Source organism: Nitrososphaera sp. (genome assembly GCF_013388945.1).
Taxonomy (GTDB): Archaea; Thermoproteota; Nitrososphaeria; order Nitrososphaerales; family Nitrososphaeraceae; genus Nitrososphaera.
Window position 1 is genome coordinate 47,052 of the sequence record NZ_JACAEH010000004.1, and the last position, 19,997, is coordinate 67,048.

General features: G+C 56.4%; 29 protein-coding genes. 11 read left to right on the top strand and 18 right to left on the bottom strand.

Annotated elements, in window-relative coordinates; all coding sequences use genetic code 11:
* Positions 1–75 precede the first annotated feature (75 nt).
* The 4 genes from HXY31_RS01810 to HXY31_RS01825 all read right to left on the bottom strand — a co-directional run bounded on the left by HXY31_RS01810 (position 76) and on the right by HXY31_RS01825 (position 3,100).
* The gene (locus HXY31_RS01810) at positions 76–672 is read right to left on the bottom strand and encodes an RlmE family RNA methyltransferase (protein WP_292638962.1); all 597 of its coding nucleotides are present in this window, start codon (positions 670–672) and stop codon (positions 76–78) included.
* The gene (locus HXY31_RS01815) at positions 669–1,070 is read right to left on the bottom strand and encodes a transcriptional regulator (RefSeq protein WP_292638964.1); all 402 of its coding nucleotides are present in this window, start codon (positions 1,068–1,070) and stop codon (positions 669–671) included. The genes HXY31_RS01810 and HXY31_RS01815 overlap by 4 nt, the downstream gene beginning before the upstream one ends.
* A gap of 87 nt (positions 1,071–1,157) precedes the next feature.
* A complete protein-coding gene (locus HXY31_RS01820; protein ID WP_292638966.1) occupies positions 1,158–1,526 on the bottom strand; it encodes a VOC family protein in 369 nt (122 codons plus the stop codon).
* Between the two features lie 62 nt (positions 1,527–1,588).
* The gene (locus tag HXY31_RS01825) at positions 1,589–3,100 is read right to left on the bottom strand and encodes a 4-hydroxyphenylacetate 3-hydroxylase N-terminal domain-containing protein (RefSeq protein WP_292638968.1); all 1,512 of its coding nucleotides are present in this window, start codon (positions 3,098–3,100) and stop codon (positions 1,589–1,591) included.
* Between the two features lie 154 nt (positions 3,101–3,254).
* Between HXY31_RS01825 and HXY31_RS01830 the strand changes: the two genes are divergently transcribed.
* Positions 3,255–3,467, top strand: coding sequence for a hypothetical protein (locus HXY31_RS01830; RefSeq protein WP_292638971.1), 213 nt, complete (start codon positions 3,255–3,257; stop codon positions 3,465–3,467).
* Here the strand turns inward: HXY31_RS01830 and HXY31_RS01835 are convergent.
* Positions 3,461–3,964 carry a hypothetical protein gene (locus HXY31_RS01835; protein WP_292638973.1) on the bottom strand — a complete coding sequence of 168 codons (504 nt, stop codon included), beginning with the start codon at positions 3,962–3,964 and terminating at the stop codon, positions 3,461–3,463. The two genes, HXY31_RS01830 and HXY31_RS01835, sit on opposite strands and share 7 nt — an antisense overlap.
* Before the next feature lie 91 nt (positions 3,965–4,055).
* Between HXY31_RS01835 and HXY31_RS01840 the strand changes: the two genes are divergently transcribed.
* Entirely contained in the window at positions 4,056–4,589 is a 534-nt protein-coding gene (locus HXY31_RS01840) for an adenine phosphoribosyltransferase (RefSeq protein ID WP_292638975.1), read from the top strand.
* Positions 4,589–5,383 (top strand): S-methyl-5'-thioadenosine phosphorylase, encoded by a 795-nt coding sequence (locus HXY31_RS01845; protein ID WP_292638977.1) that lies wholly within the window; start codon positions 4,589–4,591, stop codon positions 5,381–5,383. The genes HXY31_RS01840 and HXY31_RS01845 overlap by 1 nt, the downstream gene beginning before the upstream one ends.
* Here the strand turns inward: HXY31_RS01845 and HXY31_RS01850 are convergent.
* The 7 genes from HXY31_RS01850 to HXY31_RS01880 all read right to left on the bottom strand — a co-directional run bounded on the left by HXY31_RS01850 (position 5,375) and on the right by HXY31_RS01880 (position 9,388).
* The gene (locus HXY31_RS01850; RefSeq protein ID WP_292638979.1) at positions 5,375–5,665 is read right to left on the bottom strand and encodes a hypothetical protein; all 291 of its coding nucleotides are present in this window, start codon (positions 5,663–5,665) and stop codon (positions 5,375–5,377) included. The two genes, HXY31_RS01845 and HXY31_RS01850, sit on opposite strands and share 9 nt — an antisense overlap.
* Complete coding sequence (locus tag HXY31_RS01855; RefSeq protein ID WP_292638981.1) at positions 5,665–6,072, bottom strand: hypothetical protein; 408 nt, start codon at positions 6,070–6,072, stop codon at positions 5,665–5,667. Before HXY31_RS01855 ends, HXY31_RS01850 begins: the two co-directional genes overlap by 1 nt.
* 23 nt (positions 6,073–6,095) lie before the next feature.
* Entirely contained in the window at positions 6,096–6,455 is a 360-nt protein-coding gene (locus HXY31_RS01860; RefSeq protein WP_292638983.1) for a helix-turn-helix domain-containing protein, read from the bottom strand.
* Positions 6,455–6,946, bottom strand: a complete 492-nt coding sequence (locus HXY31_RS01865) for a ferritin-like domain-containing protein (protein WP_292638985.1) — start codon at positions 6,944–6,946, stop codon at positions 6,455–6,457. Before HXY31_RS01865 ends, HXY31_RS01860 begins: the two co-directional genes overlap by 1 nt.
* 24 nt (positions 6,947–6,970) lie before the next feature.
* A complete protein-coding gene (locus HXY31_RS01870; RefSeq protein ID WP_292638987.1) occupies positions 6,971–7,873 on the bottom strand; it encodes a PfkB family carbohydrate kinase in 903 nt (300 codons plus the stop codon).
* Between the two features lie 88 nt (positions 7,874–7,961).
* The gene (locus HXY31_RS01875; protein ID WP_292638988.1) at positions 7,962–8,141 is read right to left on the bottom strand and encodes a hypothetical protein; all 180 of its coding nucleotides are present in this window, start codon (positions 8,139–8,141) and stop codon (positions 7,962–7,964) included.
* Positions 8,142–8,203: 62 nt separating this feature from the next.
* A complete protein-coding gene (locus HXY31_RS01880) occupies positions 8,204–9,388 on the bottom strand; it encodes an SIMPL domain-containing protein (RefSeq protein WP_292638990.1) in 1,185 nt (394 codons plus the stop codon).
* A gap of 164 nt (positions 9,389–9,552) precedes the next feature.
* Here HXY31_RS01880 and HXY31_RS01885 point away from each other — a divergent pair, with 164 nt between their 5' ends.
* Together HXY31_RS01885 and HXY31_RS01890 are read left to right on the top strand one after the other, a co-directional pair.
* Positions 9,553–10,128: a UbiX family flavin prenyltransferase gene (locus tag HXY31_RS01885; RefSeq protein WP_292638993.1), complete on the top strand. Its 576-nt coding sequence runs from the start codon at positions 9,553–9,555 to the stop codon at positions 10,126–10,128.
* 127 nt (positions 10,129–10,255) lie between these two features.
* Positions 10,256–10,648, top strand: a complete 393-nt coding sequence (locus HXY31_RS01890; RefSeq protein ID WP_292638996.1) for an Hsp20/alpha crystallin family protein — start codon at positions 10,256–10,258, stop codon at positions 10,646–10,648.
* Here the strand turns inward: HXY31_RS01890 and HXY31_RS01895 are convergent.
* From HXY31_RS01895 to HXY31_RS01910, 4 genes are read right to left on the bottom strand one after another with little or no spacing between them, the layout of a single operon-like run.
* Positions 10,645–11,214 (bottom strand): pre-rRNA-processing protein PNO1, encoded by a 570-nt coding sequence (locus tag HXY31_RS01895; RefSeq protein ID WP_292638998.1) that lies wholly within the window; start codon positions 11,212–11,214, stop codon positions 10,645–10,647. The two genes, HXY31_RS01890 and HXY31_RS01895, sit on opposite strands and share 4 nt — an antisense overlap.
* Positions 11,211–12,002, bottom strand: coding sequence for a serine protein kinase RIO (locus tag HXY31_RS01900; protein WP_292639000.1), 792 nt, complete (start codon positions 12,000–12,002; stop codon positions 11,211–11,213). The genes HXY31_RS01895 and HXY31_RS01900 overlap by 4 nt, the downstream gene beginning before the upstream one ends.
* 5 nt (positions 12,003–12,007) lie before the next feature.
* Positions 12,008–12,310 (bottom strand): DUF424 family protein, encoded by a 303-nt coding sequence (locus tag HXY31_RS01905; protein ID WP_292639002.1) that lies wholly within the window; start codon positions 12,308–12,310, stop codon positions 12,008–12,010.
* A 35-nt stretch (positions 12,311–12,345) separates the two neighbouring features.
* Positions 12,346–13,167, bottom strand: a complete 822-nt coding sequence (locus tag HXY31_RS01910; RefSeq protein ID WP_292639004.1) for a ferredoxin--NADP reductase — start codon at positions 13,165–13,167, stop codon at positions 12,346–12,348.
* Positions 13,168–13,227: 60 nt separating this feature from the next.
* Between HXY31_RS01910 and HXY31_RS01915 the strand changes: the two genes are divergently transcribed.
* Positions 13,228–13,758, top strand: a complete 531-nt coding sequence (locus tag HXY31_RS01915) for a hypothetical protein (protein ID WP_292639006.1) — start codon at positions 13,228–13,230, stop codon at positions 13,756–13,758.
* Here HXY31_RS01915 and HXY31_RS01920 read toward each other — a convergent pair.
* Positions 13,751–14,878 (bottom strand): hypothetical protein, encoded by a 1,128-nt coding sequence (locus tag HXY31_RS01920; protein ID WP_292639008.1) that lies wholly within the window; start codon positions 14,876–14,878, stop codon positions 13,751–13,753. The genes HXY31_RS01915 and HXY31_RS01920 overlap by 8 nt on opposite strands.
* A 323-nt stretch (positions 14,879–15,201) precedes the next feature.
* Here HXY31_RS01920 and rnhB point away from each other — a divergent pair, with 323 nt between their 5' ends.
* A complete protein-coding gene (gene rnhB / locus HXY31_RS01925; RefSeq protein ID WP_292639011.1) occupies positions 15,202–15,846 on the top strand; it encodes a ribonuclease HII in 645 nt (214 codons plus the stop codon).
* Here the strand turns inward: rnhB and HXY31_RS01930 are convergent.
* Positions 15,843–17,822: a fibrillarin-like rRNA/tRNA 2'-O-methyltransferase gene (locus HXY31_RS01930; protein WP_292639014.1), complete on the bottom strand. Its 1,980-nt coding sequence runs from the start codon at positions 17,820–17,822 to the stop codon at positions 15,843–15,845. The two genes, rnhB and HXY31_RS01930, sit on opposite strands and share 4 nt — an antisense overlap.
* Positions 17,823–17,973: 151 nt before the next feature.
* On the opposite strand from HXY31_RS01930, the gene HXY31_RS01935 reads away from it, so the two are divergent.
* The 4 genes from HXY31_RS01935 (at position 17,974) to HXY31_RS01950 (ending at position 19,983) form a co-directional block, all read left to right on the top strand.
* The gene (locus HXY31_RS01935; protein WP_292639016.1) at positions 17,974–18,267 is read left to right on the top strand and encodes a hypothetical protein; all 294 of its coding nucleotides are present in this window, start codon (positions 17,974–17,976) and stop codon (positions 18,265–18,267) included.
* A gap of 77 nt (positions 18,268–18,344) precedes the next feature.
* Positions 18,345–18,893, top strand: coding sequence for a signal peptidase I (locus HXY31_RS01940; RefSeq protein ID WP_292639018.1), 549 nt, complete (start codon positions 18,345–18,347; stop codon positions 18,891–18,893).
* Positions 18,890–19,306 (top strand): secondary thiamine-phosphate synthase enzyme YjbQ, encoded by a 417-nt coding sequence (locus HXY31_RS01945; RefSeq protein ID WP_292639020.1) that lies wholly within the window; start codon positions 18,890–18,892, stop codon positions 19,304–19,306. The genes HXY31_RS01940 and HXY31_RS01945 overlap by 4 nt, the downstream gene beginning before the upstream one ends.
* A gap of 113 nt (positions 19,307–19,419) precedes the next feature.
* Positions 19,420–19,983, top strand: coding sequence for a TATA-box-binding protein (locus HXY31_RS01950; protein ID WP_292639023.1), 564 nt, complete (start codon positions 19,420–19,422; stop codon positions 19,981–19,983).
* Positions 19,984–19,997 lie beyond the last annotated feature (14 nt).

Genomic DNA, 19,997 nt, shown 5'->3' on the forward strand with positions numbered 1-19,997 from the left:
TTTTACAAGTTGGCCGTACAGCTTAATTAATTTAATCAACCGATGCCGAGGGGAGACGGTTTGTTTCAGGGCGTCTCACGATGGACGGAAGTTGAGGCAGACGAGGTACATCTCGCTGCTCTCCTGGCGGCTTGCCTGAGGCTTGCTGACAAGCACCTTGCCAAAGCTCTTCCTCATCTCCTCTTTCAGCTCGCTCAGGAACTCGCCCTCGAACACCTTGAACACCGCGCTGCCGCCGGCGCCAAGGACCTGCCTTGCAAGCGCAAGGGCGCTCCTCGTGAGGTCCATCTGCCGGGCGTGGTCCACCTCCCACATGCCACTGACGTTTGGCGCAAGGTCCGACAATACGACGTCGGCGTGGCCGCCAAGTGCCTCGACCAGGCTCTTTACAGACGCAGGGTCGTCGATGCTGCCCTGGAGGATGGTTGCGCCAGCTACGGGCTCGACTGCCTTGAGGTCGATGCCTGCAACCTTGCCGGCGCTCCCGACGATGCCAGCGGCCACCTGGAGCCACCCGCCGGGGGCGCAGCCGATATCGGCCACCTTCTGGCCTTTCTTGAGAACGTGGTAAGAATCGTTAATCTGCTTGAGCTTGTATGCGGCCCTGCTCCTGAAGCCCTGGTCGCGTGCAAGCTTGCGGTAGTGGTCCCGCCGGGCGTCTGCGAGCCTCATTTCGAGGCTTCTGCGTCCTGCTTCTTGTGGTTTACAAGGTCAAGGGATGAAATAAGCCAGTTTTCGATAAAAGTGCACGTAATCGGGCTGTACGAGCCGTCAAGGGAGCACATGTGCTCCACCGGGCACGTCAGGCACGGGGCGTTCTCGACGCTTGCGGTGTCGATGGGCAGTTTTGTGGCGAACAGCTTGTATGTCCACCTGCCGTTTTCCAGCATCTTCTCGCGCCTTATAAGAGACCTGCGTTCCAGCCTTATGGCGACCCTCGAGCCATCCCTGCTGGTGAGATCGAGCTCTTTCCACAGCTCGGACTGGAGTATCCCGTCCTTGCCGTTTGAGACAATGGTCCGAAAGACCTTGCCGGTAAGGTCTTCAATCTGTGCTTCATCAAGTTTCAACCAGCAACAACCCCGAAGATGCTATTTTTACGTTAAACTGATAAATAATCCTTTTCGGCAGGCGCACTCAGGCGCCTGCCTGGGCGCCTATTTGGCGTTCTTGTCGTCCTGAATTATGCCAAATATGTTCCCCTCGGTGTCCTGGCAGGTCGCAAACCAGCCCACGCCGGGTATCGGGGTCTTTGGCTGGAGTATCTTGCCACCGTTGCTCTGGATCTTCTTGGAGAATTGTTCGACATCGGGGACGCCTATCGTGTTCATGTTGGGCATCCCTGACTCGCCCTTCTTCGAGATGCCGCCGTTTATCCCCGGCTCCTTGTCGCTGCCGGTAGTAGCCATGTAATATTCCATGGGACCGTCCCATTTCTGGAACTTCCACCCAAACACAGTCTCGTAGAACCTCATCGCCCTCTTCGGGTCGTCAGCCGTCAGGTCAAAATGAATTGGTCGAGGCATGGAGCTAGATGGGGTCCGAGCTATTTAAAGATGCTTACAAAAAGTAAGTAGGAGAAAGGAAGTTACTTGCCCTTTGTCCCGAATATCTTGTCGAAATAGTCCGAGTTCTCGGTTGCCATCTCGGCGGCCTCGCCCTCGTTTATGTTGGCAAGGTTCTTGGCAAGCCTCTTCTTGTACTCGAGCTGCATCTGCCTCGCTATCTGGATGCGCTGGGCCTGCGGCGAGCCGGCGCCGTGCATCGACTCTGTCAGGTAGCCCACGGCGTTTCTGCCAAGCGTCATGTTCTCTATCAGCCGCAGTATCCTCATCCTGTTCTCGGTAGAGACGCCCTTTCTGCCCTTCAGGTACTTTTCAAGGAGCGGCCCCGTCGCCGGGCTCCTGAAATCGCGCTCTGACGGCATGGTGACCATGAGCCCGCCAGCGATATCCTGCGCGAGGCGGCCTATCTCGTACGGGAACCTGGTGACGTTGTGCTTGCACACGTTTGCCAGCATGTCGTCGCACTGCCAGTTGCCAGACGCCGTCTTGTGCGCCTGGTACGACGATGCGATGCCTGCAGCAAATATCGTCTCGTTGAGGTGCGTCATTTCCACCAGCTTGTCCTTGATGTGCGACGCGCTTGTCACGCCGTTGTAATCGGCGATAGCAGCAGCTGCTCCAATGAGCACGTCACCAAGGCCGGTCTTGCAGACGTACGAGCGGCGGTGGTAGCACGTGAACCTTTCAACGAGCATCGCCGCAAACTCGTACTCGCCGTCCATGAATATCAGGTCGTTTGGAATGAACACGTTGTCAAAGATTATCATGGCCTCCTGGCCTGCAAACTTGCTGTTGCCTGCATCCATGTCGCCGTCGTCCATGCTCCTTGTGTCGCACGACTGCCTGCCGTAGATGTAGGTGATGCCGGGTGCGTCCACCGGGACTGCGCCGACTATTGCATAGTTCTTGTCCTCGGCCTTTAGCCTCATGGTGGGCATGACAAGTATCCAGTGCGAGTTGATGCAGCCTGTCTGGTGCGCCTTTGCGCCCGTGATATAGACGCCCTTTGCGTCCCTCTTTGTTATGTGCACGAACATGTCCGGGTCGGGCTGCTGCGACGGCGAAAGGCTGCGGTCGCCCTTGACATCGGTCATCGCGCCGCCTATGACATAGTTTTCCTGCTGCATCTTTTTGATGAACTCTTTGAGCCTGTCGTGGTATTTCGTCTTGTGCTTCTGGTCGATTTCAAAAGTGGTAGAATAAAGCGAGTTGAGCGCGTCCATGCCGACGCAGCGCTGGAAGCACGTGCCTGTTAATTGCCCGAGCCGGCGCTGCATCCGGTTCTGGTTGACAAGGTCCTCGGCGCTCTCTGCCACGTGCAGGAATCGGTTGACTGAAATGCTTGAAAGCGATGATTTTGCTGATGCAAGCTCCGGGTCCTCGACTGCCAGGTCATAGGTTGCCGCCACCGCGTTGATTGATGGCCGGATCATTGGGTGATCCACCGGTTCTTTTACCAGCTCTCCAAAAAGGTACACCTTTAGGTTCCTTCCCCTGAGGCTCTTGATGTACTCGGCCCCATTCTTTATTGGCATGATGACGTACTTCGGCATGTTCTTATTTATACGTTCAGCACCACTATTCTGGCAAAAAGTTGCGTATTTCGTCGGCTTTTTGGCGGAAATTTAGTACAGACTAATGGACAAGATCTGGACTAAAGCTTAATGCAGAGATGACGCACGATTGGTTGTGGACCGCGAAAAAATCATAACGGCCGCAATAATGGCAGGGCTGTTTGGCGGGCTCGTCGGCGGGCCGGTGGCAAGCCTGTCCGATTACTATGCGCCACCTGAAAAGAGGTTTTGGCTTTTCATCATCCCCGAGTTCATCGGATTTATCTGCATGGGGCTCATGGTCTACTACGGCAGGTCCAGGAAAAAGAAGGCAGACCTTGATCATTGAATGTAGGACTGGCTCGACTTGTCAAAATCCTTGACCACATGGAATTCCCGGCCAAACTGCGTCTGCACCATCGTCCGCAGCTGCGGGAAAAGCGACGACGGGTCCTCCTTTGCCATCCTGGTAGAGCTGTGGTCGTCGCCCAGGGCATCCTTGCAAAGCTCGAAGGTCATCTGCCTCACTCTGTTCTCGTCGGTTATCCCTAGGCTGTGCAGGTACTCGTGCGCAAGCACCATGAAGAGGTAGGCGTTGTATTCCCCTTCCGAGCCTGAGAGCTTGCGTATCGCCGCCAAGACGTAGCTGTTCATGACTATGACGTTTGAGCCAAGGATGTGGTACGCCCCTAGGTTTGTGGGCATCACCTGCAAAATCAGGCTCAGTCCGGCCCTGTGCATCTTGAACTTGTCAAATACAGCAGACTTGACCATCTCAAAGGCCTCGTCAAAGTTCTTGATGCCTGCCACCTTTGCCTGAAACGCCGCCTGCCTTTCTGTGACCACGATTATCTTCCGCATGCCAGCCGTATAAAGTGGCCGGTAAGCCGGGGCTGACTTCGGAATCTTTTTTACCGCCAAAAAGCGCCTACTTTTCGTGGCGCCCAGACTCAACCTTGACAGGATAATCACAAAGCACCCGGACTTTCCCAAGCCGGGCATACTGTTTCGGGACATCAACCCGGTTTTCAGAAACGCCGACGCGCTCAAGTACGTCGCAGGCGCGTTCTCAAAGACGTTCCCGAAGTCGAAATTCGACTCTGTCGCCGGCATCGAGTCAAGGGGCTTCATAGTCGCCACGGCGCTTGCAATGAAGGCCGGCAAGGGCGTCGTCATGATAAGGAAGGCCGGCAAGCTTCCAGGCAACACGATAAAAAAATCGTACGACATCGAGTACGGTAGCGCGACTATGGAAGTGCAGAACGGCGCGGTGAAAAAGGGCGGCAGGATACTCGTTGCCGACGACCTCATCGCCACCGGCGGCACTGCGGTAGCGGCGGCGCAGCTGGTCGAGGAGCTGGGCGGCAAGGTGGCCGGCTTTGCGTTTGTGATAGAGCTTGCAGGGCTAAAGGGCGCGGACAGGCTGCGCGACATGGGCTACAAGGTAGAGTCGCTGGTGGTGTACGACTGATGGAAAAGGCAGACATCGGCATCATAGGCGGAACCGGCGTCTACGACGCGGGGCTGTTTTCTGACAAGAAGGAAATAAAGCTGCACACGCCGTACGGCGAGCCTTCTGACACTATAACTATAGGCGAGTACGCAGGCAGGAAGGTCGCGTTCCTGCCAAGGCACGGCAAGGGCCACAGAATCCCCCCTCACAAGATAAACGCCCGGGCAAACGTGTGGGCCCTCAAGCAGCTTGGCGTAAAGCGCATAATAGCGCCCTCGGCGGTGGGCAGCCTACAGGAGGGCTACAAGCCCGGACACATCGCGCTTCCAGACCAGTTCATCGACTTTACAAAGGGGCGCGACTACACCTTCTACGACGGCGGGCAGGTCGCTCATGTTTCTATGGCAGACCCGTTCTGCTCGGAGCTTCGCGACGTTGCGGCAGCGACAATCAAAAAGCTCGGCTTTGAATTCCACGTCAAGGCCACGTACGTCTGCGTCGAAGGCCCGCGGTTTTCCACAAGGGCAGAGTCAAAGCTGTTCCGCGACGTGATGAAGGCAGACATCATCGGCATGACGCTCGTGCCCGAGTGCACCCTTGCCCGCGAGGCAGAGATCTGCTACCTCTCGATAGCGACTGTCACCGACTATGACGTGTGGGCTGACATACCCGTCAGCTCCAAGGAAGTGATTGAAACGCTGCACAAAAACGTCGAAAAGACGAAAAAACTGGTGGCAGAGCTGATACCTGCCGTGCCGCTAGAGCGGACAAGGTGCGCCTGCGGGAGCGCGCTTGAAGGCGCGCTACTCTGACGGCGGCTTTATCCCTTCGGGGAGCGTCACGTCGCCTTCGACTATCTTGCGCTGGATCGTCATGACAAGCGCGTCCGGGTCAAAGCCCATCTTTGCCACTTTTGCTAGCGTAGTCTTTGACACTGTGACGCTTGCGTTGTGGCCGCCGATGCGCCCAAACGCAATGGCGGAAAAGCGGAATTCCTGCCCCTTGAGGACGAAATAGCCTGTCAGCTTGCTTGCAATCTCGCTTCCCGACGCGTTTTTGACAAACACGGTGACAGGGATGTCGTCAGAGTGCATCACTTGCCGTCCACTTCCATGTTGCGGTTGACGTTTTCCTTGACAGAAAAGCTCCACCATTCAGGGTCTTTTATGGCATAGTCCCTGACGTCGACTTCGACTGCCTTGTCGTCGGCGTCTTCAAATCTGAATCTCCCTTCCTTTGGAAGTTTCACCAGCCGCCAGCGCAGGTGGCCCTTCCTTGACCTGCTGACTGCGACTGCCCACTCTTCCTCCGGCTTTTTCTTGGGCATGCCGATGTAGTCGACTATCTCGAGTATCCCGAGGCGCTTTTCTTCGCAGAACATCTCCTTCGTGAGGAGGCTGCGCCACACGTCGACAGAGCCCAGCGTCCTGCCGGCCTCGTTTATGTTGATGACCCCGAAATACACGACCTTGTCGCCGCCTGTCGGGTCAGAAGTCGTCATGATGTATTTGAGCGCCTGCAGGCCTATTTAGTTCTTGCATCCTCGTACGGCTTTTCAAGCACTATTCCGATGTTGTCGACCCGAAGGTTCTTCTTGAAGGGTATGCCGTCCTCTGCGCACCGGCGCCTGTAGCGGTTTGTTATCGCAAAGCGCGGGTGCAATGATTCGAATTCTGTTTTCGTAATCTCGATGGCCATGCCCCGGCCCACAAGCGACTTTGCTATCTCTTGCGCGCGTTGCTCGCCGCAGGAAAGCGACTTTGCTATCTTGGCCGCATCCATCTTGCCGTTCTTCACTATTGCCACAAACGCCCGGGCCTCCTCTGCGCTTATCTTTAATTCTTCTACGATGGCCTGCTCGACGTTTGCTAGGTTGACTGCCATTACCTGACTTCCAGCGACATCAGTATGTCTTCGGTGTGCTGCTCGTCCTTGACCTCGTCCGCAAGGATCGTTGTCGCAAGGTTGTAAGTGACGTAATCGCCAAGCTCAAGCGCCTTTTTGGCAAGCGCGTTATAGTTTTCGACTGCTTTTCCCTCGAACTTTGTCGCCCGCTCCAATGCAGACCTGAGGGTGAGGTGCTTGACAGGGTCGAGCGGGCCAATGGTGCTGAGCCTCTCCCACTCTGACGGGTTGCTGGGCGCCTTGCCCCCGAGCTCGGAGATCCTGTTTGCCAAAAGCTCTGCGTGCATCAGCTCGCCGGTTGCCTGCGTCTTTAGCGCCTGCGCGTAGGTGACGAGCCCTATTCCTTCCATGTTTATGCCGACGTACCAGAAATAGTGGAATATCCGCATCTCGTCTGAATACGCCTTTTTCAGAGTCTCGATTATGACCTGCGCGTTCTTGCCAAGGATCTTTTTCTCGGTCTTGCCCATGCCTCAATGTACGCGCAGTGGTATTTAAAACTGGACGAGGTTGCGGTATTTTTCGTACCTTTCCTCGACGTCGCTCTGGGTTAGCGCAAGCAGGCGCTTGACGCCAAAGTCCTCCACGGCAAACGAGCCCATGACGTTGCCGTATATCACGGCCTCTTTCATGGTGCGGAAATCAATGCGCCCCTTGCGCGCAATGTGGCCCAGAAATCCGCCGGCAAACGAGTCGCCGGCGCCCGTCGGGTCCGTTATCTCGTCCAGGAAAAACGCGGCCGCTGGAAAAACCTGGCCCTCCCTGTCAAAGAGCACGGCGCCGTGCTCGCCTTTTTTTATTATCGCAAATTTCGGCCCCATTGCAAGGATCTTTTTCGCACACCTCGCAAGGTTGGCCTCGTCGCAGAGAAGCCTTGCCTCGCTGTCGTTTATCACCACGCCGTCGGTCCTGCCTATCATCTCTGCGACCTTTTTGGGCGCGGTCTGGATCCAGTACTCTATCGTGTCGCACACCACCAGCTTGGGATTGTCAAAGAGCTTCAAGATCTTGATGTTCTGCGCAGGATCGTTGTTGGCAAGATAGACGTACTCTGACTTGGCGTACTGTTCCGGTATGACCGGATCGAAATTTGCAATCACGTTGAGCTCTGTCTTTAGGGTCGTCCTGCTTGAAAGGTTGTAGTCAAAAGAAGAGTCGTAGTGGAAGCACTTGCCGCCCCTGACAGTCACTATGCCTTTTGTGTCGACGCCCTTTTTCTGGAGCGCCGAGATATTCTCGCCGGGCATGTCCTCGCCTATCGCCGCAACCATTGCCGTTTTCGTGAACGCGCTTGCCGCAAGCGAGGCAAATGTGGCGGCCCCTCCCAGGATCCGCTCCTCTGTGCGAAACGGCGTCCGGGTGGTGTCAAGGGCCATCGTGCCAAAGACGGTGAGCAACAGTTGCACTTTTTTCAGCGTGCAAATAAATGCTTAGCTTTCAGTCACGGCCAATGATTTTGGCAGGGAAGACGACTAGGATTTATCATCACCTAAAGCCGGCCCGAATTCCCTGCTTTCCCAGATAGTCGAGGTACGGGTCCCCGTATTCGTAATTCTTGAACTTTTTCCTTCGGTGCACTTTCATGTGGTTCTTCAGGCGCCACTCGTCTGCAAGCTCGGCGTCGCAAACCTTGCACTTGAATTTCTTTTTGTTGATATAGGTCATGGGACTTTATGAAATATAAAGTTCAGACGATTCTCGTCGTGCAAAAAAGAGTGGGGGTGAGATTAGAGCATCGATTCTCCGTCAAGGATTGCCACTGTCACCTCGCCGTCGACTATCTCTATGTGCCCGTCGTGCGACTGGCCTTCTGTGTCCATCACGCCGAACTCGAGGTGGTATTCATTTTCGCTTATCTGTGCCACCATGTCGGTATGCAGGTCAAGCTCGTCGTCTATCTCTATGCCGAGCCCTGACAGCTTGGAGAGTATGAACTCCCGTGCCGCCGCGACCGCAGCCATAGATCCGTCCTCGCCTTCGTCTGCGACACCGCCACTGATGAAGTAGGTGATGCTCACGGTGCTCGTTACCTCCTGTTCGCCCGGCAGGATCTGCGTGTCTGCCTTCAGTGCTTCTGGGGTGCTGTAGAAGATGGGGAAGTGTACGTCGTTCAGGGTCACAGAGTGTATGCCCGACACCTGCATGCCAAGCGCGTCGGCCGCTGCGTCGGCCCTTTGCCTTGCGTCGGCTATAGCGTCTGCGATGAGCCCGTCGCGGACATCTTGCTGTTTTTCAGAAGACAGGAAGAAGTACACGCCGCTGACGTTGTTTGCCCCTGCCTCAATTGCCGTGTCTATTACTTGGCCTGCGTCTACTTCACCGTCTGCGTCAAGGGTGACGCTGATGCTGCTTGAGGCCTTGTAGCCGGTTATCTCAGTCTGCTGGCACTCTGGAGGCGGCGGGTAGATCTCTATGCACACCCGGTCCGAGCTGTTACCGTACACCGGATAGACGCTGTACGAGCTAGTGCTCATCTGCTCTTCCGCGATGCCAAGCTCCTGAAGGGCCGCAATGACTGTGGCAGTCATGTTGGCGTTCTGCGAAGCCGCTTCCCGGGCGGTCTCGCCGCTGGTCTCGACTCCGACTGTCACGGTGAACCTGTCTGGCTGCGTCTTGGTCGTCGCAGAACCAGAAGTCGTCAGCGTGGCCTTGTCGCTGTCATCTATGGGCGCAGAGATGAGTTCTGCATCTTCAGCACAGTGCACCAGCGAAGGGTCGGTGGCGCAATCGACGTCGTCTGCGCTTGTAACCGGCGGCTGCGTGCTTGTCTGGTTGCCGTTGTCCTGAGCAGTCGCGCTCTGCGGGGCCATCAGCTGGCCCGTCGCAAAGACTGCCGCCAAAAGTCCCGCCGCAAGTATCCCTGCAAGCAGGATCCTCTGGTTTTTGGTTTGCGTTGTTTTGCCGTCTGACATTTTCGCAGGCGTTGTACAGGAGCACATCGTAGGAAAACCTAACATTTAGAACGCGTTCCACGCCCTGTTCTGCATTCCAGAACGCGATTTTTCACTCTAAAACCCCAAAATGGCTGTAAAATTTGCCACTATCATTAAATAACAAACAGGGCAACCGGCAAGCATTGAAGCTGGTAATCGCCATCACCGGCGCGTCGGGCGTCATATACGGCCTGAGGGCGCTTGAGGTGCTCAAGAGGCTTGGAATAGAGACGCACCTCATCCTGAGCGAGTGGGGCGAAAAGACGATCAAGATAGAGACCGACAGGGACGGCGACTATGCAAGGTCCCTTGCGACCCGGGTCTACGACGACTCGAATATGGCCGCTCCTGTTTCGTCAGGGTCGTTCAAGACAGACGGCATGGCAGTGATACCCTGCAGCATGAGGACCCTTGCCAGCATCGCAAACGGGCTTGACGACACGCTGGTGGCAAGGGCCGCCGGCGTCTGCATCAAAGAGTCCCGCAAAGTGGTGCTGGTGCCAAGGGAAGCCCCGCTATCAAGGATACACCTTGAAAACATGTACAAGCTTGCCGGCCTTCCAAACGCCGTAATCATGCCTGCGATGCCGGGGTTCTACCACCGCCCAAAGACAATGGAGGAGCTTGTAGACCACGTCGTCGGCAAAGTCTTGGACCAGTTTGGCATACAGCACGAGCTTTTCAAGAGATGGGGCGAAAAGGCCGGCACCAACTTTTGATTCTATAAGGTTTTATAATCTCGGATTTGTAATTAACTCGTGGCTGCCGAAGGGGTGAGGCGGGATAGCTAGGTACAAAAAGACCTACTCCAGCCGGTCGGTAAACTTTGTGATCCCTCTTTTAGCCATGATGCTGGTAGGCGGCATGTACGTCCTTGCTTCCCGGGGTGGCCAGGACGGCGCAAGCTTCATCATGATTACCATAGCCGCAGGGCTTGTCGTGTACTGGGTGTGGGAGCTGCGCAAGATATCAAGGCCTTCTGAGCAAAAGATGCCCCGCGAAGTAGAGCAGAAGGACTGGGTCTACGACCTGATAAAGAACAACGACGAGATGGTGTTCGTCGCAGAGGTGCCGGGCCCGGAGGACCAGATAAACGTGAGGCTTGCGGCGGGCATCCTGCGCATAAAGGGCGGCCAGAACTTTTCAAAGGACGTGCAGCTGGACCTGACGTCTGAGATGGGCATATCCGACTACAAGTACCGCAACGGCGTGCTCACGATAAAGATCCAGAAAGTCTAGAGTTCCGTGTTGTCTTCCCACAGGCGCATCTTGTCTTCCTTGTCGCGCCTGCGCGCTTCCTGCAGCATGTTGTAGACCGTCTTGTGCATGCTCCCCTTTGCAAGCTGGTCTATTGCTTCTGTCGCAAGCCTGATCTCGTGGTACGTCCCGATGAGCCCTACTGTGTGGCCGTACACAGAGATGTAGGCGCCTGTCAGCTCTTCGATGGTCCTTCGCGCTTTTCCGCCCTCGCCTATTATCCTGCCGCGTATGCGCGCAAGTGCGCTTGGCGACTTGCCGGCATAGTCGCGAAGGTCAAGTTGCTGGTAGACTTCTTCCTCCCCGAAAAGGCGCATGGCTCGCTCTGGCGAAAAACCGCGTGCGATTGCAGACACTATCTCGACAGCCTTGAACATCTCCATCTGCTCCACCGGCTTGTCGCCTTTTACCATCGCGTCGCCTGATTCGCTGTCAACCTCTATTGCGACGCCGCACTTTTTCTCGATGTCCTGCTTTACCTTGCCGCTCTTGCCTATCAGGGCGCCTATCCTCTCCCGGGGAATCTTGACGGTATGGGCAAAGCTCATGTCGATATCTTCTCTACAAGCCGGCCTGCATCGAGCACCTCGATGCCCCGCTTTGCAAAGAACCTGTTCACGTTTTGTATGTCGCGCACTAAAAACTGTTTTGAATTGGGATGGCGGACGTCAACTGCTGAGCCAAAGTCAAAAAGCATGACTTCCCCTGCCGGGCTCTTGAAGATGTTGTATTCTGACAGGTCGGCGTGAACAAGGTTGGCCTTTTGGTACAGCATCGTTACCTGCCTGACGACCTCGTCGTAGTCTGCCTGCGTCACCTCGCCGTCGCCAAGCGGGATTGCTACGTGCCCCTCCTCGTCGCCGATGTACTCCATCACAAGCACGTTCTTTTCAACCGCTATCGGGGCCGGCACCTTCACGCCGGCGTCGTGTGCCGTCTTTAAGTTCTTGAACTCTTTTTTGGCCCACGCCGCTATAAAGCTCCTCGTGTCCTTCTTTATGTCTGAAAAGCGCGGGTCGCCGGCGATGTACTGCATCCTCTTCTTGAACTCGGCGCTGACTGTCAGGTATATCTTGACCGCGACGTGCCTTCCTTCAGGCGTCTCGGCAATGTAGAGCTTTGATTCCTTGCCGGACGCAAAGTGGCTCCTGACTGATTTTAGTATGCCATCGTCTACCATCTTTGCAATCACTTTCAGGGTAGGCAGATCGAATACCCCCTCCATCACTTGGTAGTCTTCGGACCTTTTCTCCAAAAGCCGGCTTTCGCGCTCGCGCTTGTCGTAGCGCCTGTCGGCCCGCGCAGCTGCCTTGTTGTCGTCTGCCCGTTCCCTCATGAGCATCACGTTTGCTGGAACTTGAATATCATCAAAAACGGCACGCCGGATATCCGCTTTACAGAGGTCTCTTTTGCCATGCCCATCTCAAGCGCCTGTCCCACGATGCTGTTGCCCACCAGGTTTGCAATGGCGCACTTTTTGAGGAGCTCGCCGGCGTGGTCGCTCTCGATGACCTCCTGCTGGAAATATTCCTTCGTAATGTTTATCACAAGACCGTCCTGCTCAAGCCTGCTCCCCACAAGGGACAGGTCGCAGATGTCCACCATGAGCGACCCCTGGTAAGGCGTGGTCCTTGCCGCGTACAACAAGTGTCCTTGTGCGAAGAGCGTAATGAGGCTTTCTAACCGTAGGTCTCTATCTTGATGTCAAACGAGCCGTCCTTGCGCCTGTTGCGGTTGCTCACAAACCCCAGCGGCTGCAGGATTGCTATCACGCTGTCGATTGTGCCCTGGTAGCCGCAGATGTGGAAGAACGTGTTTTCAGGCGCGACCCTGTGCCCGAGCGCCTTTTCAAGCTCCGACCTGCCGCCGTTTGGCACGAGGAGCGACTCGACCCTGCCCGTGCGGCCCGTCCAGCCCTGCGACGCAGGGTCGTTTGGCCTGCTGACTGTTGGCAGGTAGACAAAATTGGGGTTTTCTTTAGCCATCTTTTCAAACATGTCACGGTAGCCAAGCTCCCGGGCGCTCCTTGCGCCGTGCAGGACTGCAACCTTTCTCTTCGAGCCGGCAGCCTTTAGGTGGAGCGCATAGCTGACAAAGGGCGCAAGCCCGGTGCCTGAAGCGACGAGCACGAGCGTCCTGTCGTCGGGCGTGCCGTCGGCCTTTTTGTCCTCCAGCGTAAAGGCGCCGGCTGGTTTTCGCCAGTACAGCCTGTCGCCGACTTTCATGTTGAAAAGCGCTGTCGTGAACTTGCCGGGCACAGGCTCCGTGGCCCACTTGATGTACAGTTCAAAGTAGCGCTTTTCCTCAGGTGGCGACGAGAGCGAGTAGGCGCGGTTTGTTACCCTGTCGTCGCCGTCAAGCTTTAGCCCGAGCGTTATGAACTGCCCGGGTTTGAAATCCGGGACCGGGCTCGAGTCGTCGGGCTGTATCCTCAATATTGCAAGGTCAGGGGTCAGGTCTTCCCTGTATGATATCCTGCCAAGCATGGGCTGCACGCTCATATACAATTGTGGCAGGGTCAGAGTATATTTTTATTTGGTGCCGTTTCACCCTACGGCGACTTGGCAAGCGCAAAAGGCATAGCCATAATGGCCGCAATCGTGGTTGGCGTGGTAGGGGCAAGCATGTTCATCTGGTTCGGGCCGCAGGGCCAGCCCAACGACGCCAGCTTTGGAGAGGACGTGACTGCAAACAACATCAACAGCTTTTTGCCCGAGTACGCGCTTGGCCTGATCTACACCAAGCACCACAACCTCGATGCGGAAGTGCAGCTTGACTATGACAAGTGGAAAGGCGGCGACCTGGACTCCTCGCGGATGCTCCGAACCATAGACGACGCAAAGGCCGATGTCGCACAGATGCGAGGGGCGTTTGACGCGGCTACGCCGCCGGAGGAGTGGAAGGAGAGCTTTGACCACTATGCTGCAGCGCTTGCGAGCTACTCGAGCTACCTTGGAGAAATGGAAGAGCTAGTCAGGGACGGAGACAAGAACGCCGACGAGACGGCGCTTGAGCAGTACCACCAAGAGTCAGATGACCATGTAGAGCTTGCCACATCGGCCTTCCCGGTCGATCCGCTCAACACTAGCTGAGCGCCTGCAGTACATGGTCTATCCTTGCGTCTGTCTTGAATCCGCCGGTATTCATGGAAGCCCTTGATGCTTTGTAGCCGGTTGCCTGCAGTTTTTCCACTATCTTGGCTACAGAGTGCGGGTTCGTGTGCATCTTTGACGAAATCTCGTCGCCCTTGAAGTAATACGGAACATCGATCTCGCCTGCCGCCGCGTCCAGTATTTTCCTGCATTTTTCGTCGCCGCCCTCGGCCATTTTTGTGACAAACGGTGCGTCCTGCAGTGGCGCAGTCCAGAGTAGCCCCGCGGTCTTCATGCTGTGCTGGCACAGCTCGCACTTGGCATTTTCGTATTCCTTTGCGGCAAGCCGGTGGCCGCAGTTGAAGCAGTGGCGTATGTAGCCGAGGTTTGAATAGACGTCGTTTGCCTCGCTCGAGCTGACGTTCACCTGCGCGTAGACGCGCAGATAGTGCATCGTGGCGTGCGCAAACACCGGCTTTATCGCAAGCTCGAGCCGGGACGCGGTGAGCGCCATGAGCGAGGTGAGGAGCCTGACTGCAGTCTCGTTGCCGTAGCCGTTGTTGAGCGGCCGGCCGTAGTAGCGCCGGAGGCAGACCTCCGGGTAGACGCCGCAAAGGACCGCGGTGTCAGTCGCGGTTATCGACACCAGCCCGCCGTCAAGGGCCGCGCGAAGCACGCAGTCGACGTGCCTTGCAGGCGTGCCAAAAGGGTCAAGGTCGACTATGCCAAAGCGCTCTTCCCTGTCGTTGCCATTTAGGAGGAACTTGCACACCTCGTTTACTGAAAACCTGCATTTTGCCGAAACGCCGTTCAGCTCGGCTGCTTTTTTGGCGGCTTTTATTGCAGACGGGTTGGCGTCGTTGCCGTACACCTGCTCTATCTCCGGCACCTCGACTGCCACGCGCAGCGCCCGGGCGCCGACGCCCGTAAAGCCGTCGGCAAGCGTCCGCTCTTTGAGCCGGGGCGCATAGGCCCGATATGCAAGCACCGAGAGATCGCGGTTGAGCTTTGCGGCAGGGTTGAAAAAGGCCGGCGTCTTTGGCGGCACCTTCTCTGTCAGCGACAAAGGAGGAACGAGCAGTTTCGTCCGCCCTTCCACTATCTCCGTGAACCCTTCCACGCAGAGGTCAGCGCGGGGGCGCTATTTATTGTCAAGCGGTTTTGTAAAAAAAAGTCCGCCTTAAAAGAACCAATTCTGCGCACGAGATTGTTTTTGCCTCTTGCCATCATGCAAAATTGTATCATTTTTTCGTGCTCAAAATGTTACATGATGTAACATTTTTTCTGCAGGTAGAAAAGGGGTCAGGACCTGTCCGGATTGGGTACAGAGTCCGACCCTGGCTTTGTAAATGTGCAGGCAGAGGCATCTAGAGGCGGCTTTTTTTACAAAGCCTTGTCAAGCGCAATCTTAATAGCTAACCGTCTTTTTCAAATACACGGCTTATGCTCATAGGCGGCGTCGACGAGGCAGGGAGGGGCTCCATTCTGGGGCCGCTTGTGGTCGCCGGCGTGTCTGTGCGCGAGTCCAAAGTCCTGAAGCTGAAGCGGATGGGCGTCAAGGACTCCAAGAAGCTGACGCCAAAGGCCCGCGAAAGGCTCTATGACGAAATAGTCAGCCTTGCAGACCATTACCACATACACACGATAAAATCCGCCGAGGTGGACAGCCACGTGCTTGAGCGAGGGCTGAACAGGCTCGAGGCGATGGCGATGGCGCACGTGATAGGCAGGATAAAGGTCGACGAGGTGTACGTCGACTGCTGCGATACAAACCCGGAGCGCTACAGGGAGCACATTGCCTGCCACCTAAAGAGCGCGCCGGCGATACACTCGCTGCACCACGCAGACAGGATAAACGTCGTCGTGTCGGCCGCGTCGATACTTGCCAAGGTCGAGCGCGACTTTGAGATCCAAAAGCTGCGCAAAAAGCACCGCAACATAGGCTCGGGCTACCCGTCTGACGAAAAGACAATGCTCTTTATCCGCAACTGGGTCGCCCGCAAAAAGAGCGCGCCTGCTTTTGCCAGAAAGTCCTGGAAGCCGATGCGGGTTTTGCTTGAGGGACTGGAGCAGAGGACGCTTGTCTAGGGCTTGAACACGCAGTATATCATGCCGTGGTCCTTGTCAAACGGCTCGAGGTTGATTATCTGCTCGACTGCAAAGCCGGCCTTTTCCAGCTTTTTCGCCTCCTGCACGACGACTGCCTTTGGGTCCATCGTCACGTCGATGCTGCGCGTCTTTACGACAAGGAGCATCACGCCGCCCGGCTTGAGGTAGGCCTGGCAGTTTGTGATTGCAATCTCTGTCTGGTCCGGCTGGGCAATATCGCAGTAGACGACGTCGACCTTGCCAAAGACCGAAAAATACGACTGCGGCCGCCTGGCGTCCTCTAGGACCGGCACGACGTTTTTGCGCTTTGATGCCACGTTCTCTATCAATTCGCGGGCGACGCGCGGCGCCGGCTCTACTGCAAATACTATCCCCGCGTTTCCAACGATGTCAGATACGTGGCTCACCGTGGTGCCTGTTGAGGCTCCGAGGTACAGCACCTTTGTGCCGTGCTTTATCGGCATGCCCTTCAACCCCTTGCGCATGGCGCCGGCAAGCTTGCTCCTGTAAGGGTCCCACAGCCGGTACTCGTCGCCGTCCTGCTTGACCAGCTTTTCGCCGTAGACGCTGTTTCCAGGCACCAGGTTCAAAGTCGCCGCGTGCTTTTCGCCTGCGACGTAGATCCACTTAATACCGTCGTTTTCCAAAGCGCTTTCGGTCCTTTCCCGGTCCGCCCCTGCTCGGGCCGCCAAATCCCCTGTCGCGGCCTCTATCGCGTCCTCCGCCGCCAAACCTGCGCCTGCCACCAAATCCGCGCCTTCCACCTTCGCGGCGCTCGTGCTCGACGTGCTTTCTCTCGCGCTCCTTTTCAGGAACGGGCTCCTTGTACTTTCGCGTATCTCCTCGAGCCGGGTGTTAAGTTTCTCGGTTATCGCGGCGTCCTTGCCCTCGTGGCGGTAATAGTCAATCCTCGCCGCTATTGCGACCTTTGAGGCTATTGCCCTTGCAATCTTGCCCCTCTGCCACTTTGGAGCAGAATGGATGAGCGGGTGCTGGAAAAGTATTCCGTGCTTTGGCGGCCGCGCGCCGGTCTTGAGCGCCCTGAAAAGCGCCTTTTCTGCGCCAAGGACCTGAATAGTGCTTGCAGGCAAAGTAGCAAGCCTAGCAAGGCTTCCTGCCTTGGCTATCAGCCTGGCGCCGACTGCAGCTGTCAAGAGCTCCTTGACGTTTGGAGCCACTGCCTCCATCGCGGCTTCGATGTGGTCTGAAAGGACGCGCCTTATGTCCGACTGCAGTATGACCTGATCTGCAAGTTTCTTCACAATCGCAAGGTTCTCCGGCGTCATGTCGCCTCCCTTGCTCCTGCCTGCCGCGTCGAGGATTATCTCCAGCTTGCGGTCCTGGAACCCGGCGCTCTCGAGGACCTCCTTGGTTATCTTGTCACGCGAGCCTGCCCTGCTTATTATCTCTGCGTGCGCCACCAGGCTCTGCACCATGTTGTCAAGCTCTGGGAAGTGCAGGCCGTACCACTCGCGCATCCTGGTGCCGACGGTGTTGATAATCTTGTCAAGCTCGTCCAGCGCGTTTATCGACTGGACAATGTGCAGGTCTAGCCGCTCTGACGCCTCTTTTACGCGCGACGACGACAGCTGGATTGCAAAGTCGCGCAGTGCCTGCATCGCGTCCTGGGCGCTTGCCGCAAACCCGGCCTTGACGATATAGTCGGGCTTGTTTGCCTGATACTCCTGCTGTTTTTCTTCGCCCATAAGGTGGGTGTTCAGGCCGGCCTGGCGCAGCATTATCTCCACGCTTGCGTCGTTTACCGCTATCGAGTCAAAAGAGCGCAGGCTGTCGACGAACGTCCTGACCTCGTCGGGCGCGCCCCCGCTTTTGAGGAGGCGGTACGAGCGCAGCGCGCTGTCAAACTTTTTTGAGGCGGCTACGTTTCCTGCGCCGTCAAAGGCTACTAGGCCCAGCTCCAGCAGGACCACGGAGCAACTGTTACTGGAAGACATTTGTCGTGTGTGCTACATTGACGCCATTAAAAAAGGTAGAGTCAAGTGAACTGCCAAGCCTTGCAAGTGTGTGGAGTTGCGTTTATTCAGGTCGGAAGGTCCGCTAGGACTTCTTGCTAGAATTTATACCCATCCCACCCAACATGCAGGCATGGGCCTGACTGCGGCTGACAGGCGCGCTCTTGAGGCGCTGATAAAGGCGGCTGCCAGGGACCCGAGGGTGCCAGTCGAGCTTGCAAGAAAGATGGTTCCGGGGCAGGGCGACATCGAAGAATTCGCGTACGGCCTCGTGTCGGGGATGGTGCTTGGCAACTTTATGGCTCTTTTCGAGTCGCGGAACGGCAGGCAGGCCGACAGGGACGAGACTGCCGACGTGCTTGCCACCGTGGGCGCCAGGATGCCTCTTTTGCGCAAGGCGATAATGAAGCACCTCGAGCTCCGCTAGCACGCAGCACGGGTCTATAAGGCAGCAGGAACTTGGTTAGAAAACGTTTATCTAACGAACTTGGGTCAGAACGTGCGTTGGAGCAAAAGAAGGCCAGGCTGCCAGTGGCAATGCGCGACGTCATAATCGTCGTGGCAGGCGTCGCCATCGTGTGGCTCGGCCTGCGCCTTGCGTTTGACACCAACAACCCCTTTTACGTCGTTTCGTCAAGCAGCATGGTCCCGACATTGCAGGTAAACGACGTGCTTGTAGTGCGCAACGGCGGCTCGTGGGACACACTGAAAGTGGGCGACATCATTGTCTTTGACAGGCCCGACGGCGAGGACAGGGTCATCGTGCACCGCGTGGTTGACATAGACGTCCAGCCGGACGGCGACAGGATAGTGAGGACCAAAGGCGACGCAAACCCGGCCTCGATACCGGGTACTGACTATCCCATCCAGGAGGACAACTACATCGGCATTGTAGTCTACGTGATGCCCGGGGCCGGCCTTGTAACCAAGGTGATAAGCCCGCCTGTCAACTATATCATAATCGCGGTAATCCTTGTTATCCTGTTCTTCAGCAAGTGGGGAAGGAAAAAGGACACCACGCCGGCGCCGCCTTCCACCGGCCCGCAGCCATGAAGTCCAGGACCGAGTACCTGACTTTTAACACGCCGGAGCGCAGGGCGTTTATCAACATCACGCCGCAGGTGCGAAAGGTGGTGGAGGCATCAGGCGTCAGGGAAGGCCTTGTGCTTGTAAACGCGATGCACATCTCTGCAAGCGTGTTCATAAACGACGACGAGAGCGGCCTGCACCAGGACTTTGACAGGTGGCTTGAAAAGCTGGCGCCCTATGCGCCTGAAAGCTATATGCACAACAGGACCGGCGAGGACAACGCCGACGCGCACCTGAAGAGGCAGGTTATGGGCCGCGAAGTTGTCGTCGCCATAACGGGCGGCAGGCTCGACTTTGGGCCCTGGGAGCAGATATTCTATGGCGAGTTTGACGGCCAGCGGCCAAAGCGCGTGCTCGTCAAGGTAATCGGCGAGTAGTGCAGTATTTGGAAAGCGGCGTTTTTGCCGGTTCAATTTTAATGCAAAAAACGCGAGGTTAATTCAAAATAATCGCAAGAGGGTATATATACGGCCCCTTTATAAAGGGGACTATGCCGCAGACCAAGCCCATAGTCAGCATCGAGAACGTGGTTGCTTCAGCCACCGTGAACCAGACGGTCAACCTCAACCTTATCACCCAGATATTCCCGGACGTCGAATATCACCCGGACCAGTTCCCGGGGCTCGTTTTCAGGCTCCGAAACCCCAAGACGGCGACTCTAATCTTCAGCTCGGGCAAGATGGTCTGCACCGGCGCCAAGTCGGAAAAGATGGCAGTGACTGCGGTCAAAAACGTGGTGACAAAGCTGAAGAAGGGCGGAATCCCGCTGCAGCACGAGCCGCAGATAGAGATACAGAACATCGTCGCTTCCGCAAGCCTCGGGGGCAAGATCCACCTAGAGCTTGCCGCAAGAGTGCTTCCAAGGAGCATGTACGAGCCCGAGCAGTTCCCGGGCCTCATCCACAGGATGCTTGACCCAAAGACCGTGATACTGCTGTTTGCGTCCGGCAAGCTGGTGTGCACCGGCGCCAAGAAGGAGAGCGAGGTCTACCGCGCGGTTCAGAACCTGCACGCCCTGCTCGAAGAAAAGAACCTCATGATCTACGAGGGCTAAACGGTTATTAGCAC

Excerpts from the sequence above, each read along its gene's own strand:
- HXY31_RS01910 (WP_292639004.1), bottom strand. The coding sequence starts at position 13,167 with ATGAGCGTGCAGCCCATGCTTGGCAGGATATCATACAGGGAAGACCTG.
- HXY31_RS01945 (WP_292639020.1), top strand. The coding sequence starts at position 18,890 with ATGAAGTCCAGGACCGAGTACCTGACTTTTAACACGCCGGAGCGCAGG.
- HXY31_RS01895 (WP_292638998.1), bottom strand. The coding sequence starts at position 11,214 with ATGAGCTTTGCCCATACCGTCAAGATTCCCCGGGAGAGGATAGGCGCC.
- HXY31_RS01855 (WP_292638981.1), bottom strand. The coding sequence starts at position 6,072 with ATGACGACTTCTGACCCGACAGGCGGCGACAAGGTCGTGTATTTCGGG.
- HXY31_RS01860 (WP_292638983.1), bottom strand. The coding sequence starts at position 6,455 with ATGGCAGTCAACCTAGCAAACGTCGAGCAGGCCATCGTAGAAGAATTA.
- HXY31_RS01850 (WP_292638979.1), bottom strand. The coding sequence starts at position 5,665 with ATGCACTCTGACGACATCCCTGTCACCGTGTTTGTCAAAAACGCGTCG.
- HXY31_RS01900 (WP_292639000.1), bottom strand. The coding sequence starts at position 12,002 with ATGAGGGAACGGGCAGACGACAACAAGGCAGCTGCGCGGGCCGACAGG.
- HXY31_RS01880 (WP_292638990.1), bottom strand. The coding sequence starts at position 9,388 with ATGTCAGACGGCAAAACAACGCAAACCAAAAACCAGAGGATCCTGCTT.
- HXY31_RS01875 (WP_292638988.1), bottom strand. The coding sequence starts at position 8,141 with ATGACCTATATCAACAAAAAGAAATTCAAGTGCAAGGTTTGCGACGCC.
- HXY31_RS01950 (WP_292639023.1), top strand. The coding sequence starts at position 19,420 with ATGCCGCAGACCAAGCCCATAGTCAGCATCGAGAACGTGGTTGCTTCA.
- HXY31_RS01810 (WP_292638962.1), bottom strand. The coding sequence starts at position 672 with ATGAGGCTCGCAGACGCCCGGCGGGACCACTACCGCAAGCTTGCACGC.
- HXY31_RS01890 (WP_292638996.1), top strand. The coding sequence starts at position 10,256 with ATGATGCTGGTAGGCGGCATGTACGTCCTTGCTTCCCGGGGTGGCCAG.
- HXY31_RS01845 (WP_292638977.1), top strand. The coding sequence starts at position 4,589 with ATGGAAAAGGCAGACATCGGCATCATAGGCGGAACCGGCGTCTACGAC.
- HXY31_RS01865 (WP_292638985.1), bottom strand. The coding sequence starts at position 6,946 with ATGGGCAAGACCGAGAAAAAGATCCTTGGCAAGAACGCGCAGGTCATA.
- HXY31_RS01820 (WP_292638966.1), bottom strand. The coding sequence starts at position 1,526 with ATGCCTCGACCAATTCATTTTGACCTGACGGCTGACGACCCGAAGAGG.
- HXY31_RS01825 (WP_292638968.1), bottom strand. The coding sequence starts at position 3,100 with ATGCCAATAAAGAATGGGGCCGAGTACATCAAGAGCCTCAGGGGAAGG.
- rnhB (WP_292639011.1), top strand. The coding sequence starts at position 15,202 with ATGCTCATAGGCGGCGTCGACGAGGCAGGGAGGGGCTCCATTCTGGGG.
- HXY31_RS01930 (WP_292639014.1), bottom strand. The coding sequence starts at position 17,822 with ATGTCTTCCAGTAACAGTTGCTCCGTGGTCCTGCTGGAGCTGGGCCTA.
- HXY31_RS01935 (WP_292639016.1), top strand. The coding sequence starts at position 17,974 with ATGGGCCTGACTGCGGCTGACAGGCGCGCTCTTGAGGCGCTGATAAAG.